We start from the raw sequence: 14,985 nt of genomic DNA on the forward strand, positions 1-14,985 counted from the left end.
AATGAGCCAGGCATAATTTTTAAGCACAGGGTTTATCCAGGTAATAAGGCTGGAGTAATCGAATTCATTATTCTTTACAAAGGGAATAGTAGTAGTTGTGGTTTTTTCCTCAGGCCCCATAACGATCTCATCGGTATCAACCAACAATTCCTGCTGTTCAGTTGCGGGCCGGTTGGTTTCTTCTTTAACAGTGATCGCAGGATGAAAATACATCGTGGCACCAACTATAAGCCCAAGCCCAACCTGACCAATCACTTTAAATTTACCAGAAAGACCTTCTTTATCCTTTTTAAAAGTTTTAATATAATCGTCTATAAAGCCAATTGTTCCCATCCAAAGGGTGGTGACAATGAGTAAAAGCACATAAATGTTATCCAGCCTGGCGAAAAGCAAAACCGGAATTATAGTGGCAACAATTATTATAAGTCCCCCCATAGTAGGAGTTCCGGCTTTTTCATTCTGGCCTTCAAGACCAAGATCCCTTACGCTCTCACCAATTTGTTTTGTTCTTAAGTAATTGATGATTCTCTTACCGTAGATAGTAGAAATTGCAAGGGCAAGGATAATAGCCATCGCCGACCTAAAAGAAATATACTGGAACAGGCGTGCGCCCGGCACCTGGTATTCTGCTTCTAAATATTCAAATAGGTAGTATAACATATCCTTTTCTAATACCTGCCCAGGCAGGTTTAATTCTTATTTTTCTAATTGCTTTAAAAATTCCGCTACTATTTTGAGATCATCAAAATCGAATCTCTCCCCGTTGATCTCCTGATAGGTTTCATGGCCTTTTCCGGCAATGAGGATAATATCATTTTTAGAAGCCATCTGGCAAGCGGTTTTTATCGCCTGTTTTCTATTGGTTACCGCATTGGTTTTTTTGAAATTCTGAGGCTCCACTCCAGCTTCTATCTCTTCTATGATTTTATCAGGATCTTCGGTTCTTGGGTTATCGCTGGTAAAGATCACATCAGTGCTTAAGGCCGAAGCTATATGCCCCATCTTAGGCCGTTTGGTTTTATCCCTGTCTCCTCCACAGCCAACAACAGTGATTAGTTTTTCATTCTTTGTTCTGATGCTGTTTATCGTTTCTAGGACATTTTTAAGCGCATCAGGGGTATGTGCATAATCTACTATCGCCGTAATTTTTTCTTTACCGGAAATTATATACTGAAACCTTCCACTAACCGAATCCAATTCACTGATGATCTTTAAGGTTTCAAGGGTTTCCAGGCCAAGCAATTCAGCAGTCGCATATATCGCCAGTACATTATAGGCGTTGAAACTCCCTATAAGTTTTGTCCAGAGCTCCTGTCCATTCACCTTCAGCAATAAACCTGTGAATTGATTTTCCAGAATCTGCGCTTTATAATCGGCATAAGATTTTAGGGCGTAAGTATATTTTACCGCTTTAGTATTCTGAAGCATCACCAAACCATTCTTATCATCGATGTTGGTTAAGGCAAAAGCCGAAGCCGACAACTCATCGAAGAATCGCTTCTTCACATCACGGTATTCAGCAAAATCCTTGTGATAATCAAGGTGATCATGTGATAGGTTAGTAAAAATCCCTCCTTTAAACTCCAGCGCAGTTGTTCGGTGCTGGGCAACGCCATGAGAACTCACTTCCATAAAACAGAATTCCACCCCTTCGTCATTCATCTGCCTGAGGTAGGCATTTATGGTTAAGGAATCGGGAGTTGTTCTTACCGCATCAAAACTCTTCTCTCCTACCATTACTTTCACCGTTGAAAGTAAGCCAACTTTAAAACCGGCTTTGGTAAAAAGCTGATATAACAAAGTTGCAATCGTGGTTTTTCCGTTGGTCCCGGTAACTCCAATAAGCTTTAGTTTTTCTGAAGGATTATCGTAGAAATTCGCGGCCATATAAGCCAGCGCTTTTTGAGAATCCTTAACCTGCACATAAGTAATCCCATTAACGATATCTTTAGGTAAGTCTTCGCAAATTACTGCCAGGGCTCCCTTATTTACAGCCTGTTCTATAAATTTATGTCCATCGGAAAGCGTCCCCCTAATGGCAACAAATACATCATTTAATTCCACCTTACGAGAATCAAACTGAATATCGTTTACCGCAACCGAAGTATTACCGGTTACCGCCTCCATAGAAACTCTGTATAATATGTCTTTTAATATATTCAACTTAAATGCAGATTTACCTGTTGGTTGTTTTTTATCTTTTGTCCCGCTGAAACCGACTGAGACCTAACTTTTCCTTTTCCCCGGAATTTCACTTCCAGACCAAGATTCTCTAAAAGTGAAACCGCATCCATTGCCGGCATCCCCACAACATCGGGCATAATTATTTTTTCATTTTGAATCTTGGTATAATATTTTTCGAAATCATCTTCTATAAGTTCATTTTCTACTTCTATAGAATCCAGTTCATCTTCAATTGGCGTGTCGGTATATATCTTTTGCGCAATACGCTTAAATACCGGCCCGCTAACATCGGCGCCATAATAACCCACTTTATTATCGGGTTTATGAATTACCACTATACTCGTATACTTGGGGTTCTCTGCAGGGAAATAACCCACAAAGGACGAAATATATCGCCTATTAGATGCCCAGTCATCCATCCAGTATTCGGTTTGAGCGGTTCCTGTTTTTCCGGCCATAGAGAAATTTGGGGAATAGAGACTTTTAGCTGTGCCTCGCTCCACTACATTCTTAAGCATCTCCTGAACTTTGCCCAGTGTTTCCGGAGAACAGATGGAAGGGTTGATCACCTCTTTTTCAAATTTCTGAATGGTTTTATCCCATTCTTTTACTTCTTTTATAAACCGGGGTTTAACCATTTCCCCATTGTTTGCTACGGCATTATAAAAGGTTAGCGTTTGCAGAGGCGTCATCTGGATACTTCCATATCCGTAAGCCATCCACGGCAAAGAAAGCCCCGACCATTTCTTATCGCCAGGTTGAGGGATATCCGGCACTCCTTCTCCTTTTATATCCAGGCCAAGAGGTTCATTCAGATTCATTGAATTAAGCTTATCAATGAATTTTTGGGGTTGGTCTTTATAGTTGTCGTAAATTATTTTTACGGTTCCCACATTGGAGGAAACCTCAAAAGCTCTTGCAACGCTAATATCTCCATAGCCGCCATGTTTGGAATCCCGAACCATTCTGCCGCGGATAGGCAGTCGCCCATTTCCGGTTGACACTATATCGCCGGTATCAACAACTTTATGGTCCAGGGCAGCAACCATAGCCATTAATTTAAAAGTTGAACCCGGCTCGTGTAATTCGCCTACGGCGTAATTAAGTTTTTCGTAATAAGTTCCCTTACTTGTTCTCCCTAAATTGGAAATCGCTTTGATCTCGCCGGTTTTGGTTTCCATTACCACCACGCTACCGTGATCGGCCTTATATTTTTCAAGCTGTTTTAGAAGGGCGTGATGAGCAATGTCCTGAATATTGACATCTATTGTTGAAATGACATCATAACCATCCTTAGGCTCAACTTCATTATTATCGCTAATGGGTTTCCATTGGCCCTTAGCAATTTTCTGCTTTAGCCGTCGGCCATCGGTTCCTCTTAAAAAAGAACTGTAAGCTCCCTCAAGTCCAACCCGCGTGAAATAGCCCTGGTCATCCTGCCTTTCATATCCAACGGTTCGCTCTCCCATTTTTCCCAGTGGATGCTCCCTAACGGTGCGTTGCTCCACGATCATTCCACCCTTATAAGTTCCAAGATTGAACATGGGAAACTGCTTCAGTTTTAGAAAATCTGAGTATCCTAAGCCTCTTGCAATTAAAAGGTAGCGCTGCTTATTAGCCCTCGCAGTTCGAAGTTTCTGCGCATAATAGGAAGCTGAATTTCCCAGCATAGCGGCCAGCTCTTTGGATAACGGACCAATATTCTCCCGGAAATCCTTATCAGAAACTGTTACCGCATCAAACCTTATATCGTACTTGGGAATGGAAGTCGCAAGAAGACTCCCGTTAGAATCATATAAATTCCCACGATTGGAAGGTATTTTAAAATTTCGGTAGGTGCGTTCTTCAGCTAATTGTTTATAATGTTCCCCATCTACAAACTGAATATCCAGAAGTTTGACGCTTACGCCAACCGCAAACAAAAACATACAGGCTGCCACGAAGTACAACCTGTTTAATATGCCTTTTTCGGTTATTGCCATTTTATTCCGCGATATTTACTCTTATTTTAAAGGGTGGTGTTTCTGATGGTCCAACACCCCTTTCACTCATTTTCCTCGTGATTGTAGATTCCATTTTTATTTTCATAAGAGCAGAACGCCTATCTACAAATTCACTTCTCAATTCTCTTACTTCATTATGCAGCTGAGCTATTTTATGAACCTTTCTCTCGGCACTGTGAGAACTGGCTATCATTATAATAGCCAGCAAGGTGCAGTAAACAATAAATCTCCAATTATTAACCGCGTCACGGCTAATGAGAAAATTTGCTCTAAGAAGATTGTAAAAACCCTTTTTCATCACGCTCTAAGAGATTTTAAATTCTTTTAGCTACACGCAATTTTGCGCTGCGGGCACGGCTATTTCGTTCTATTTCTTCTTTTGAAGGAATTATAAGTCCTCCCACCTTTTTAAAAGGAACCGAAATATTTCCGTAGAAATCTTTTTCCGGCTCTCCTTCAAACAATCCACTTCGAATAAAACGCTTTACTAAACGATCCTCCAACGAATGATACGAGATCAGACTTATTCGCCCACCTTTTACCACAAGCTCCTCTGTTTGTTTTAAAAATTCTTTTAGCACTTCAATTTCCTGATTCACCTCTATCCTGATTGCCTGATAGATTTGAGCCAGGATCTTATTTTCTTTCCCCTTAAAAAGATGCGGCTTCAAAAGTTCATTTAATTGCTCACTGCTTTCAATTGCCTTCTGCTCCCTGGCCTCCACGATAATTTTTGCAAGTTTCGGAGCATTCTTTAAATCGGCATATTGATAAAACAGCTGTCTTAATTGCGCTTCTGAATATTGATTGATTACCTCAAAGGCACTCAGTTTGCTATCCTGGTTCATCCTCATGTCCAGTTTAGCATCAAAACGGGTTGAAAAACCACGTTCAGCTTCATTGAACTGATGGGACGAAACTCCGAAATCTCCCAAGATCCCATCAACCTGTTTTATTCCGTAAAATCTCAGGAAACGCTTGACAAACCGAAAATTTTCGCTGATGAGCGTAAATCTTGGGTCATCTATTTTATTCTGTAAGGCATCCTTATCCTGGTCGAATCCGAACAGTTTTCCTCCAGGTCCAAGTCTTTTAAGTATCTCCCGGGAATGTCCGCCCCCTCCAAAAGTGACATCAACATAAACCCCGTCCTCCTTAATATTGAGACCGTCTACAGATTCTTTTAATAAAACCGGATTATGATATTCCATCTAGATCGTCATTACCCATTACTTCTTCAGCCAGTTCGGCAAAATCATCGGTAGACTCATAAATGGTCTTCTCGTACTGCTCTTTATCCCAAATTTCGATAATGTTAATTGCCGAATTAAGGACGATTTCCTTTTCAATTCCGGCGAATCCCACCAGATCTTTAGGGATTAATAACCTGCCGTTGGCATCCACCTCCACACTTTTCACCCCGGCAGTAAATCTTCTAATAAAGTCGTTGTTCTTTTTCTTGAAACGGTTAAGACCGTTCATTTTCTTCATCAGTTTATCCCATTCTTCCATGGGATATAATTCCAGACAAGGTTGAAAAACGGCTCGTTTCAACACAAATCCCTCCTGCAACATTGGCGCAAGCTGCTTCTTCAACGCTGAAGGCACCATTAAACGGCCTTTGGCGTCTACCTTGCATTCATATGTTCCGATGAGATTTACCACTAGTTAGATTTTCAAAGTCAAATATATTGAAAAAATTACCACTTTTTACCACATTTTACCACATTGTTGATAAATTTTCCTCTCCTATTACACTGAAAGACTTTTGAATACATCTATGAGGTTAGATTTCAGAGGCTTGGTTTTATCCTAACATTTTGTGTTAAAAATGACGGCTAATCCTGTTAAATGCTATAAGGAATTGCCTTTGCTATTTATCAAAAATGATTATACTTGTATCGAAATCGCTATATTTGCGATTGCTAACCGCAAAGGCTATCAATGAAAAATAATTTAAGGCAAGAGGGTAAATTCACATACCTGGAGAAGGGAGAAGGGACTCCAATAGTTATTTTACACGGACTGATGGGTGGCTTGAGTAATTTTGATGGTGTTATAAATTATTTTCCTGAAAAAGGGTATAAAATTTTAATTCCTGAATTGCCTTTATATTCCATGTCTCTTCTTAAAACCAGCGTGGGTACTTTCGCAAAATACGTTAAAGAATTTGTAGATTTCAAAGGCTTAGACCAGGTTATTCTACTCGGGAATTCTCTGGGAGGCCATATTGGACTTCTCACCACTAAACTTTATCCCGAAATAGTAAAAGCCCTTGTTATAACGGGAAGTTCCGGGCTATATGAAAACGCAATGGGAGAAAGTTATCCCCGGCGTGGCGATTATGAATTCATAAAGAAAAAAGCACAGAACGTGTTTTACGACCCTGAAGTTGCCACCAAGGAAATAGTAGATGAAGTTTACGAGACCGTTAGCGACCGCAATAAACTGGTTAAAACCCTTGCAATTGCAAAAAGCGCGATAAGGCATAACATGGCGAAAGACCTGCCAAAAATGCAAACTCCAACCTGCATTATTTGGGGAAAAGATGATAACGTTACTCCTCCCGAAGTTGCTGAAGATTTTAAACGCCTCCTACCTGATGCCGATCTATACTGGGTTGACAAATGTGGGCATGCGGCAATGATGGAGCATCCAGAATTATTCAATGAGCTTCTTTACGCCTGGCTACAAGAACGCAATTTTTAATTAGTCCCAAACCGGGTTATAAAATAATTTCTGATGAAAATCAAATCGGCTGAATTTGTGGTTAGCAACCAGAAGGTGGAAAAATGTCCTGATTCCAGGCTGCCCGAATACGCTTTTATTGGCCGCAGTAATGTGGGAAAATCTTCCCTTATCAATATGCTTACTGAGCGGAAATCCCTGGCCAAAACCTCATCAAAACCGGGAAAGACGCAGCTTATTAACCATTTTTTAATCAATGGAAACTGGCACCTGGTTGATTTACCCGGATACGGTTATGCTAAGGTCTCAAAATCGGCTAAAAGAACATTCCAGAAGTTTATCACCGCTTATTTTGCGAAACGCAAACAAATGGTATGCGCCTTTGTACTGATAGATAGCCGTCATAAAGCACAGAAGATTGATCTGGAATTTATGCAATGGCTAGGCGAGAACCAGATTCCTTTCTGTATTATCTTTACTAAAGCTGATAAGCTAAAACCCAAAGCCCTGGAAACCAACATTAAAAATTACCAGACCGAAATGCTGGAGTATTGGGCCGAAATGCCCGAGTTTTTTATTAGCTCTGCCACTTCAGGGCTAGGCAAAGATGAAATTCTGGCTTATATCGAATCGGTTAACCAACAACTGGAATAGCCCAAGAATTAAGTCCTGCTTTCAAGAAGCGCTATTAACTCTTCTACATTTTCCATTTCTTCGAGTTCTTCGGTGGAAACTAAAATTCCCATTTCCCTTTCATCCTCCCATAAAACTATTGGAAAAGTATACTTGTACCCAAATTTAGAAGCATACTTTTTCCTGAATTCATCCAAATGCAGGAAATACATCTCAATATCAGAAGCTTTCCTGTATTTCTTCCAGGCCTTCTCCTCAGAAAAAAGTCCGTGAGTAAGCTTAGATAAATTACACGGCTGAGGCTTAGATGCTACTAACCTAAGAACAGAGTCCAATAGTGCATTATGACTGCCCGAGAACGAATTATAGACAAAGATTAACTTTTCCAAAGAAGCGGGATTTATTTCTGAGTTATTTCCAATTTTTCAGCAAAATAATCGCAGAAGTCCTTCATAGTATCGGTCATTTTCTGATCCTGAGTTGCGCGATTAAAGGTATCGCTCATAGAAACCAGGGTTTGGTGAAAGAACTTTTTCATTTCATCTACCGGCATATCTTTGGTCCAGAGATCAATTCGCAGGGTTTCCTGTTGTTTGCTGTCCCAAACCGAAAGCATCATCGCTTTAGCTTCTTCTTTGTGCACACCACCATCTTCAGCACTCCAGTAAAGTTCTTCGGGCACCTGGTTTTCGTCGGTTATTACTTCTATATTTATTTCAGATTTCTTGTAAGCCATTATTTTTTGGGTTTATAATTTGCATTGTTAAAGATTGTTTCAGCATCGGTTTGCAACATTTTTTCTACTGAAACTTCATTTCTGTCCATATATTTTCTGATGATCTGCCACCCGATATACTGTCCCAGCCGGTCTGGGGATTCATTATCCAGAGCGAGGTAAAATTTACTGAAAGGCGCCGGATATAAAAACCTGGTATACAATTCAGAATCGGTATCAAAGATCAATTCCTTATCCACAAAATGCCTCCAGATCTGTTCTTCATTGTTTTTAGCCCATTCCAGTTCTTGCTTGGTGTAGCCAATTTTATCGGCATCACTCCTAAAAGGAATCCAGAGATCTTTAAGGTAAAGAATTTTTCCATAGTAGATCATATGCGCAAGAAAGGTTCGGGACTCAGGCCTGGGAACATATTTTTCAGCATATTTCCAGGCAACATCGGGCAAAATTTGAGATTTCCGGAAATTCTTTTTCAGGTACTCCTGCAAGCCTATGTAGAAATGATGATCCTCTCCCAGGTAGGTATCCAGAGCGATAAAAAGTTTATCCTCAGCGATTACCACCTTATTTTTATAATCCACCTCAGAAGTAATCGTAATCACATCAGGAGTTTCAAAATCCGGGAAATAATATTTTATATGCTGAAAAAATCTGTGCAACTCATCTTCTTCCTGGGAAAAATCAGGAAAAGCTTTAGCTACCTCTTCGTTGAGTTCCTGCTGAATGGTATCGGTTAACTTTTCTTCCCAAACCTCATCCTCATATTGCTTTGGAAAAAGATAAGGATATTCAGTTTTTAATTCGGGAAGGGTTTCGGGAGTAGCTTTAGCGAACTTTTCATCAAAACGAATCACTTCAAAATCTACTTCTACCTTTTCGATCTCGCTTTCAGTTTCCGACTTTTTTCCGCAGGAAAAAAAGGCTAAAACGGTAAAAAATAACAGCAATTTCCTGATCATACAATTTTCTTGTGAAGGCTTTAACGCCGGGGACTTTTAAAAATTACGTTTAAATAGTAGTTTTGGGGGCAAAGGTATTATTTACAAACTAATTCACCCAAAATTATGCAGACTGATAAAGTAGTAGATCATATAGTTAACTGGTTAAAAGAGTATGCTACAAAGGCCAATATGAATGGTTTTGTTTTAGGAATTAGCGGCGGAATCGATTCCGCAGTCACTTCTGCATTATGTGCGAAAACCGGAATGCGAACCCTATGCCTGGAAATGCCCATACACCAGGAAAAAAACCAGGTAACCAGGGCTCAAGAACATATCCAATATTTAAAAAAACATTTTGCCAACGTGAGTAACCTGGAAGTAAATCTTACCCCCGTTTTTGATAATTTCAGGCAGGTGGTTCCTATTTCTGAAAACTCAGATAAACTGGCTTTAAGCCTGGCCAACACCCGGGCCCGTTTAAGAATGACTACTTTATATTATTTTGCCGGGATACATTCTTACCTGGTTGCAGGTACAGGAAACAAAGTTGAAGATTTTGGGGTTGGTTTCTTTACTAAATATGGTGATGGTGGGGTAGACCTTAGTCCTATCGCAGATTTGATGAAGAGCGAAGTATACCAGATCGCCGAATATCTGGAGCTCTCCCCTGAAATAATTAATGCCGAACCAACCGATGGGCTTTTTCATGATAGCCCAAGCGATGAAGAGCAGATTGGCGCTTCTTATGATGAACTGGAATGGGCTATGTTGGAGGCTGAAAGAGGCAAAACAGAAGATGATTTCTTTGGAAGACAAAAAGAGGTTTTTAATCTATACCGAAGCCGACATAGATCTAATTTACACAAAATCAACCCGATACCCGTATGTGAAATTCCCGTTCATCTTAAAAACTAATCGTTTTATCGAATAAGCATTTAAAATTTCTATTTTTAGTACGAAAACAGGTATTTTTAAGTAAGTAAAAGTATGCCCCCGCCCTATTGGCATATAGTTTCCAACACCAACCTGTTTTATGAACACAATATTGATTGCAGATCATCATCCTGTGGTAAGCGAGGGCATCGGTAACATTATACGCATGAACCCGGCCCTGGAAATTATTGGTAAAGTCACCAATGGAAATGAACTCTTCAGGTTTCTTTCCCGGCAGGTTCCTACAGTACTAATCCTTGAATTAGATCTCCCCGAAATTCACGGTATTAATGCCATAAGAACTTTAAAAAAAGAATATCCAGAGTTAAGAATTCTGATTTTTAGTTATCATGCAGAAGAAATGTATGCCTTAAGCGCTATTAAAGCGGGGGCATCTGGTTATATTTCCAAAACCACCGATCCCAAAACCTTAGAATCAGCCATTTATCAGGTAGCCCGGGGCGGAATATACCTGAATAAAAAAATAACCGAAAAATTAAATACCGGAATGTCCAAAGGCAAAAGCCTTATCACTAAATTTAAAAAGCTTTCTACCCGTGAGATCGAGGTCTTGAATCTTATCTCTGCAGGGAAACGCAATAAAGACATAGCCGAAACCCTTCAGATCAACGAAAAAACGGTGAGCACCTACAAAACCCGTTTGTTGAAAAAATTAAATGTAGATAATGTCGCCGATCTCATCACCAGATCCCGACTACTGGAAATAAATCCCTCTACATAACCCGATTCAGCTTATCCGAAAGAACTTTCTTCAAGCTTAAATAATCCATTATATCCTGTAGTATTGCGCTGCTGTCCGTTTCCGGATCAGGAGTTTTTACTTGTGAAGAAAGTTCATCTATTTTCTGGTTTATTAAAAATCGTCGTAGTGAAAGGATGGTTTCAGACACCAGGCGTGAAAGGGTTTCTTTTTTAGTTTTCACAAAAATATTCTGCCGGTCCCAGTCGTGCAATTCATACTGCTCTTCAGCCATGAGAATATTGGTGATCGCAGACGCTTTTTCAGTATCAATTTCATTAATGAAGGTCTCCATGGCAAAGCCATCATTGCTATTAAGTCTCTCAATAAGTTCACTATAAATCTGCTGAAAATCGAGGTTGGTAAAGGCTATTTCATCTTCCTGAAGATCGAGAAAAATCTTTTCGAAGACTCTTGCTTTCTGTATTTCGGGCTCTAAAACCAACTCCCCGTTTTCCTTTTCTTTTAATAGAAGATCCTCGAATTCCTCTTCCTCTTTACCGTACAGTAAAAGCAGGCTTATAATTTTTTTCTCCAGCTCAAATTGTTCATCTACCCTGGGAGCTGTTTGTTTTTCTTCTTTTACAACATCAAAAGATTTTCTCGCAGGTTTTCTCTGGGATTGGCCATCAGATTTTTTGCTTAATTGTGCCAGGCTGGAATACAGAACTTCTTCAGAAATATCCATAATTCTGGAACATTCCTGGAGATAAACTTCCTGCTGAATATTATCAGGAATCTTTGAAATACTTTGAACAATTTCTCTAATTAATCCGGCCTTCTTCACGGGATCGTTTTTTGCTTCCTCCATTAACAGGGAAGCTTTAAAGCGAATAAAGTCTTTTGAATTTTCTTCCAAAAAATCCCTTAAATCCACTTCAGAGTTTTTCCGGGCAAAACTGTCGGGATCTTCACCTTCAGGAAAAGTGCAAATCCTAACGTTCATTCCCTGTTCTAGAATAAGGTCTATTCCTCGAAGGGAAGCTCTCAAACCGGCTGCATCTCCATCAAAAAGCACCGTAATGTTTTTGGTAAGCCGGTTGATGAGGCGGACTTGTTCAGGGGTAAGTGCGGTCCCTGAAGAAGAAACCACATTCTCAATTCCTGTTTGATGAAACTGGATTACATCGGTATAGCCTTCAACCAGAAAACAGTTGTCTTCTTTGGCAATTGCCTGCTTGGCATAGTTAATCCCGTAAAGGACCTTGCTTTTATGGTAAATCTCACTTTCGGGAGAATTCAGGTATTTCGCAGCTTTTTTTTCGTTAGAGAGAATTCTCCCTCCGAACCCAAGCACCCGGCCAGACATAGAATGAATAGGAAACATCACCCTTCCTTTAAATCTATCGAACTGCTTTTCGCCTTTTACGATACTTAGTCCGGTTTTTTCCAGGAATTCCAGTTTATAGCCCTCGGCCAGGGCTTCTTTGGTAAAAGCATCCCATTCATCAAGACAATAGCCCAGCTCAAACTTTTTAATGGTTTCAGAAGTAAAACCGCGTTCTTTGAAATAACTTAAGCCTATCGCTTTTCCGGGATCGGTTTTATGAAGTATTTTCTGAAAATATTTATTGGCAAATTCAGAAACCAGATACATGCTTTCCCGCTCATTGGCCTGCACCTTTTGTTCATCGCTTTGCTGAGTTTCCTCTATTTCGATCCCGTATTTCTTTGCCAGGTATTTTATGGCTTCCGGATAAGTGAAATGCTCGTGTTCCATAAGAAAGGCCACCACATTGCCACCTTTCCCGCTAGAGAAATCCTTCCATATCTGTTTCACGGGAGAAACCATAAAACTAGGGGTGCGCTCATCGGAAAAAGGACTCAAACCCTTAAAATTAGACCCAGATTTTTTAAGCTGAACAAAGTCACCGATAACCTCCTCAACCCGGGCAGTTTCGAACACATTGTCTATGGTGGTTTTTGAGATCAAAATTGAACTGTTTGTATGTTTTAAACCTCTTAGGTTAAATAAATCTGGGAGGTTTGTGTTATTTTGGCGCTAACGTTCCCTACTTAACCTAAGTAGTTTTTGTTTCTAAATCGATTTTTAAAATTCAATTCTGGAAGTAATTCCCAATAAAAAAGCAATATCGAAACACAAAATTTAGGGTATGCAAAGTTAAAAAATAAAACGGCTATTTGGCATTTAGACCTAACGACGTTTTACCCCGGCAAGGTCTATGAATTAAAAGGCAAATAAAATTACAAATTAATCTTAATGATTAAACTTCATCGAAAAGATTCTAAATTATTTAATTTAATAAATTTTCACGAGAAGTTTTTAGGTCTTAGGGGAACTGAAGGATGAAAGGTCTTGTTACTTATTTAAATCTTCAAAATAAAACTTTAGGAATTATTCATTTTTTAATATATTTAATAAAATTTTTAGGAATTTTTCCCACCCTACAGTTAATTCCTTTATTTAACGCATTTTATATTAACCTTCATTTAACTGTAAATTATGAGAAAAATTTATCCAAAAAAAATTCATGATGTTACTTTTCCTTCTTTTAGTCACTGCTTTTGGGTGCCAACAAGAAGAAGTAGAATTTAAGCAATCAATTGAACCAGAGAGCCAGACTACAGAAGTCACGCAAGATTTAGCTGTTAATTTAGCAAAGCGATTTTCTGTCACTCAACTCTCATTAAACAAAAAAAATCCTTCAAAGACTATTCAAAATTCAGATTTAAAATTTGGCAAACCAATCAAACAAACCCAAACTATAATCGACAGGAATGAAAAAGTTGCCTTGTATATTATAAATTTTGAGCCAGAAGGATTTGTCATTGTTTCAGGTACAAAGAAAGAGGTTCCAATATTGGCTTTTTCTGAAAATGGCTCCATAGGAGATTTTGTATTAGAAAATAAAGAACATCCCTTTCAATCCTGGGTTAAAAATCGAAAGGGAAAAATTGAAACTCTTAGACAGAAAAAATATTCTAACATAGAAGGTAGTATTAAAGAACAATGGGATTATGCTGCACCTCCGATAGATGATGAAGAAACAAGAACAGAAACTTCGACTGAACAAGAAGGACCATTACTACTTACTGAATGGAACCAAGGCGCAGGCTATAATAATGAGTGTCCAGATTTAACTTGTGTTGAAACCTTTAATGGAAGGGCTTGGACGGGATGCGTCGCTACAGCAGTAGCCCAGGTAATGAAATATTGGGAACATCCAAGTACATTTAATTGGTCACAGATGCCAAATACAACGGGAAGCCAAGAAACTTCTGTTTTGATGAGAGATATTGGAGATGCAGTTAATATGCAATACGGTTGTGAAGCTTCTGGAGCTTCTACTTCGGATGCAGTAGGTGCTCTTATTCAAAATTACGGTTATTCTTCGAATGTTTCTTATGTAGATTACGTAGAGGCAACGGCGATTAACAAAATTAAACAAGGCTGGCCTATTATTCTGAGAGGGGATGGTACTGGAGGGCATGCCTGGGTAACCGATGGGTACAAAAGGAATAAAATTACTACGATTCATAATCCAGGAACCGTTTATGAATATGAGACTTCGAGCTACTCATCTACTTACCTAAGCATGAATTGGGGCTGGGGAGGAAATAGTAATGGTTGGTTTCTTAATGATGATTTTACTCCAGGAGGCAGAGATTACAGTAATAACAACAAAATGATTATTAATATTCATCCATAAATCTTTATTATGAAAATTTCAATATTTATATTAGTGTTATGTGCTGGCCTTTCTACTGGCTGCTCTAAAGGTGATGAAGTTACCAACGAGGAAGAAGCAAATGCCGTTGTAGCCACAGGTCTAGACCTTGTTTTTTTAAACGAAGATGGAGAGGATTTATTAAACCCTTCTACAAAAAACCACCTCTCCAGGGACAAAATGGCATTGTATTATCTGGTTGACGGGAAAAAAGTTGTAGCTTCAGAATTTGACCCCGATATTGGCAGGCATCAAGGGATTATGCTTATTGATGAAACCGAGCCTTATTCCCTTCGGATTTTTACAGCCCGTAATTTAAAGGATGTTAATAGTGAAAAGGAGGGTGAAAAACGAGGAACATCTATTAGCTATCTTGAACTCGGCAATGGTATAACAGACACCATTAAAACTGAATGGA

15 protein-coding genes and 1 pseudogene are annotated in these 14,985 nt (G+C 39.2%); 6 read left to right on the forward strand and 10 right to left on the reverse strand.

The annotated features are described in order from the left end of the window. The 6 genes and pseudogenes from VIM94_RS02470 to mraZ all read right to left on the reverse strand — a co-directional run. Positions 1 to 660, reverse strand: a pseudogene (locus VIM94_RS02470) (phospho-N-acetylmuramoyl-pentapeptide-transferase); the annotation flags it as partial. Positions 661 to 696: 36 nt separating this feature from the next. Continuing rightward, entirely contained in the window at positions 697 to 2,163 is a 1,467-nt protein-coding gene (locus tag VIM94_RS02475; RefSeq protein WP_332037709.1) for a UDP-N-acetylmuramoyl-L-alanyl-D-glutamate--2,6-diaminopimelate ligase, read from the reverse strand. Beyond that, positions 2,160 to 4,166 (reverse strand): penicillin-binding protein, encoded by a 2,007-nt coding sequence (locus VIM94_RS02480; RefSeq protein ID WP_332037710.1) that lies wholly within the window; start codon positions 4,164 to 4,166, stop codon positions 2,160 to 2,162. Before VIM94_RS02480 ends, VIM94_RS02475 begins: the two co-directional genes overlap by 4 nt. 1 nt (position 4,167) lies before the next feature. Continuing rightward, complete coding sequence (locus VIM94_RS02485; protein WP_332037711.1) at positions 4,168 to 4,485, reverse strand: FtsL-like putative cell division protein; 318 nt, start codon at positions 4,483 to 4,485, stop codon at positions 4,168 to 4,170. 16 nt (positions 4,486 to 4,501) lie between these two features. Continuing rightward, a complete protein-coding gene (gene rsmH, locus VIM94_RS02490) occupies positions 4,502 to 5,398 on the reverse strand; it encodes a 16S rRNA (cytosine(1402)-N(4))-methyltransferase RsmH (RefSeq protein ID WP_332037712.1) in 897 nt (298 codons plus the stop codon). After that, on the reverse strand, positions 5,385 to 5,852 hold the full coding sequence (gene mraZ / locus VIM94_RS02495; protein ID WP_332037713.1) for a division/cell wall cluster transcriptional repressor MraZ: 468 nt from the start codon (positions 5,850 to 5,852) through the stop codon (positions 5,385 to 5,387). Before mraZ ends, rsmH begins: the two co-directional genes overlap by 14 nt. Positions 5,853 to 6,131: 279 nt before the next feature. On the opposite strand from mraZ, the gene VIM94_RS02500 reads away from it, so the two are divergent. Both VIM94_RS02500 and yihA read left to right on the forward strand, forming a co-directional pair. Continuing rightward, positions 6,132 to 6,896, forward strand: coding sequence for an alpha/beta hydrolase (locus tag VIM94_RS02500; protein ID WP_332037714.1), 765 nt, complete (start codon positions 6,132 to 6,134; stop codon positions 6,894 to 6,896). A 33-nt stretch (positions 6,897 to 6,929) separates the two neighbouring features. Then, on the forward strand, positions 6,930 to 7,529 hold the full coding sequence (gene yihA / locus VIM94_RS02505; RefSeq protein WP_332037715.1) for a ribosome biogenesis GTP-binding protein YihA/YsxC: 600 nt from the start codon (positions 6,930 to 6,932) through the stop codon (positions 7,527 to 7,529). An 8-nt stretch (positions 7,530 to 7,537) separates the two neighbouring features. Here yihA and VIM94_RS02510 read toward each other — a convergent pair whose 3' ends face one another. The 3 genes from VIM94_RS02510 to gldB are packed head-to-tail and all read right to left on the reverse strand — an operon-like array spanning position 7,538 to position 9,203. Next, positions 7,538 to 7,897, reverse strand: a complete 360-nt coding sequence (locus VIM94_RS02510; RefSeq protein ID WP_332037716.1) for a GTPase — start codon at positions 7,895 to 7,897, stop codon at positions 7,538 to 7,540. An 11-nt stretch (positions 7,898 to 7,908) separates the two neighbouring features. Beyond that, a complete protein-coding gene (gldC, locus tag VIM94_RS02515) occupies positions 7,909 to 8,244 on the reverse strand; it encodes a gliding motility protein GldC (RefSeq protein ID WP_332037717.1) in 336 nt (111 codons plus the stop codon). Next, the gene (gene gldB / locus VIM94_RS02520) at positions 8,244 to 9,203 is read right to left on the reverse strand and encodes a gliding motility lipoprotein GldB (RefSeq protein WP_332037718.1); all 960 of its coding nucleotides are present in this window, start codon (positions 9,201 to 9,203) and stop codon (positions 8,244 to 8,246) included. The genes gldC and gldB overlap by 1 nt, the downstream gene beginning before the upstream one ends. A 105-nt stretch (positions 9,204 to 9,308) precedes the next feature. Here gldB and nadE point away from each other — a divergent pair, with 105 nt between their 5' ends. Together nadE and VIM94_RS02530 are read left to right on the forward strand one after the other, a co-directional pair. Next, entirely contained in the window at positions 9,309 to 10,100 is a 792-nt protein-coding gene (nadE, locus tag VIM94_RS02525; protein WP_332037719.1) for an NAD(+) synthase, read from the forward strand. A gap of 118 nt (positions 10,101 to 10,218) precedes the next feature. Beyond that, positions 10,219 to 10,860: a response regulator transcription factor gene (locus VIM94_RS02530; RefSeq protein ID WP_332037720.1), complete on the forward strand. Its 642-nt coding sequence runs from the start codon at positions 10,219 to 10,221 to the stop codon at positions 10,858 to 10,860. Here VIM94_RS02530 and dnaG read toward each other — a convergent pair. Next, positions 10,853 to 12,811 carry a DNA primase gene (dnaG, locus tag VIM94_RS02535; protein ID WP_332037721.1) on the reverse strand — a complete coding sequence of 653 codons (1,959 nt, stop codon included), beginning with the start codon at positions 12,809 to 12,811 and terminating at the stop codon, positions 10,853 to 10,855. The genes VIM94_RS02530 and dnaG overlap by 8 nt on opposite strands. Before the next feature lie 559 nt (positions 12,812 to 13,370). Here dnaG and VIM94_RS02540 point away from each other — a divergent pair. Then, the gene (locus tag VIM94_RS02540) at positions 13,371 to 14,549 is read left to right on the forward strand and encodes a C10 family peptidase (RefSeq protein WP_332037722.1); all 1,179 of its coding nucleotides are present in this window, start codon (positions 13,371 to 13,373) and stop codon (positions 14,547 to 14,549) included. Between the two features lie 9 nt (positions 14,550 to 14,558). Further along, positions 14,559 to 14,985 (forward strand): hypothetical protein (locus tag VIM94_RS02545; RefSeq protein WP_332037723.1); only part of this gene is annotated, 427 nt, incomplete at its 3' end.

The sequence above is a fragment of the Salegentibacter sp. genome (genome assembly GCF_036568425.1).
GTDB lineage: Bacteria > Bacteroidota > Bacteroidia > Flavobacteriales > Flavobacteriaceae > Salegentibacter.

Excerpts from the sequence above, each read along its gene's own strand:
- VIM94_RS02480 (WP_332037710.1), bottom strand. The coding sequence starts at position 4,166 with ATGGCAATAACCGAAAAAGGCATATTAAACAGGTTGTACTTCGTGGCA.
- VIM94_RS02485 (WP_332037711.1), bottom strand. The coding sequence starts at position 4,485 with ATGAAAAAGGGTTTTTACAATCTTCTTAGAGCAAATTTTCTCATTAGC.
- rsmH (WP_332037712.1), bottom strand. The coding sequence starts at position 5,398 with ATGGAATATCATAATCCGGTTTTATTAAAAGAATCTGTAGACGGTCTC.
- VIM94_RS02500 (WP_332037714.1), top strand. The coding sequence starts at position 6,132 with ATGAAAAATAATTTAAGGCAAGAGGGTAAATTCACATACCTGGAGAAG.
- yihA (WP_332037715.1), top strand. The coding sequence starts at position 6,930 with ATGAAAATCAAATCGGCTGAATTTGTGGTTAGCAACCAGAAGGTGGAA.
- gldC (WP_332037717.1), bottom strand. The coding sequence starts at position 8,244 with ATGGCTTACAAGAAATCTGAAATAAATATAGAAGTAATAACCGACGAA.
- gldB (WP_332037718.1), bottom strand. The coding sequence starts at position 9,203 with ATGATCAGGAAATTGCTGTTATTTTTTACCGTTTTAGCCTTTTTTTCC.
- nadE (WP_332037719.1), top strand. The coding sequence starts at position 9,309 with ATGCAGACTGATAAAGTAGTAGATCATATAGTTAACTGGTTAAAAGAG.
- VIM94_RS02530 (WP_332037720.1), top strand. The coding sequence starts at position 10,219 with ATGAACACAATATTGATTGCAGATCATCATCCTGTGGTAAGCGAGGGC.
- VIM94_RS02540 (WP_332037722.1), top strand. The coding sequence starts at position 13,371 with ATGATGTTACTTTTCCTTCTTTTAGTCACTGCTTTTGGGTGCCAACAA.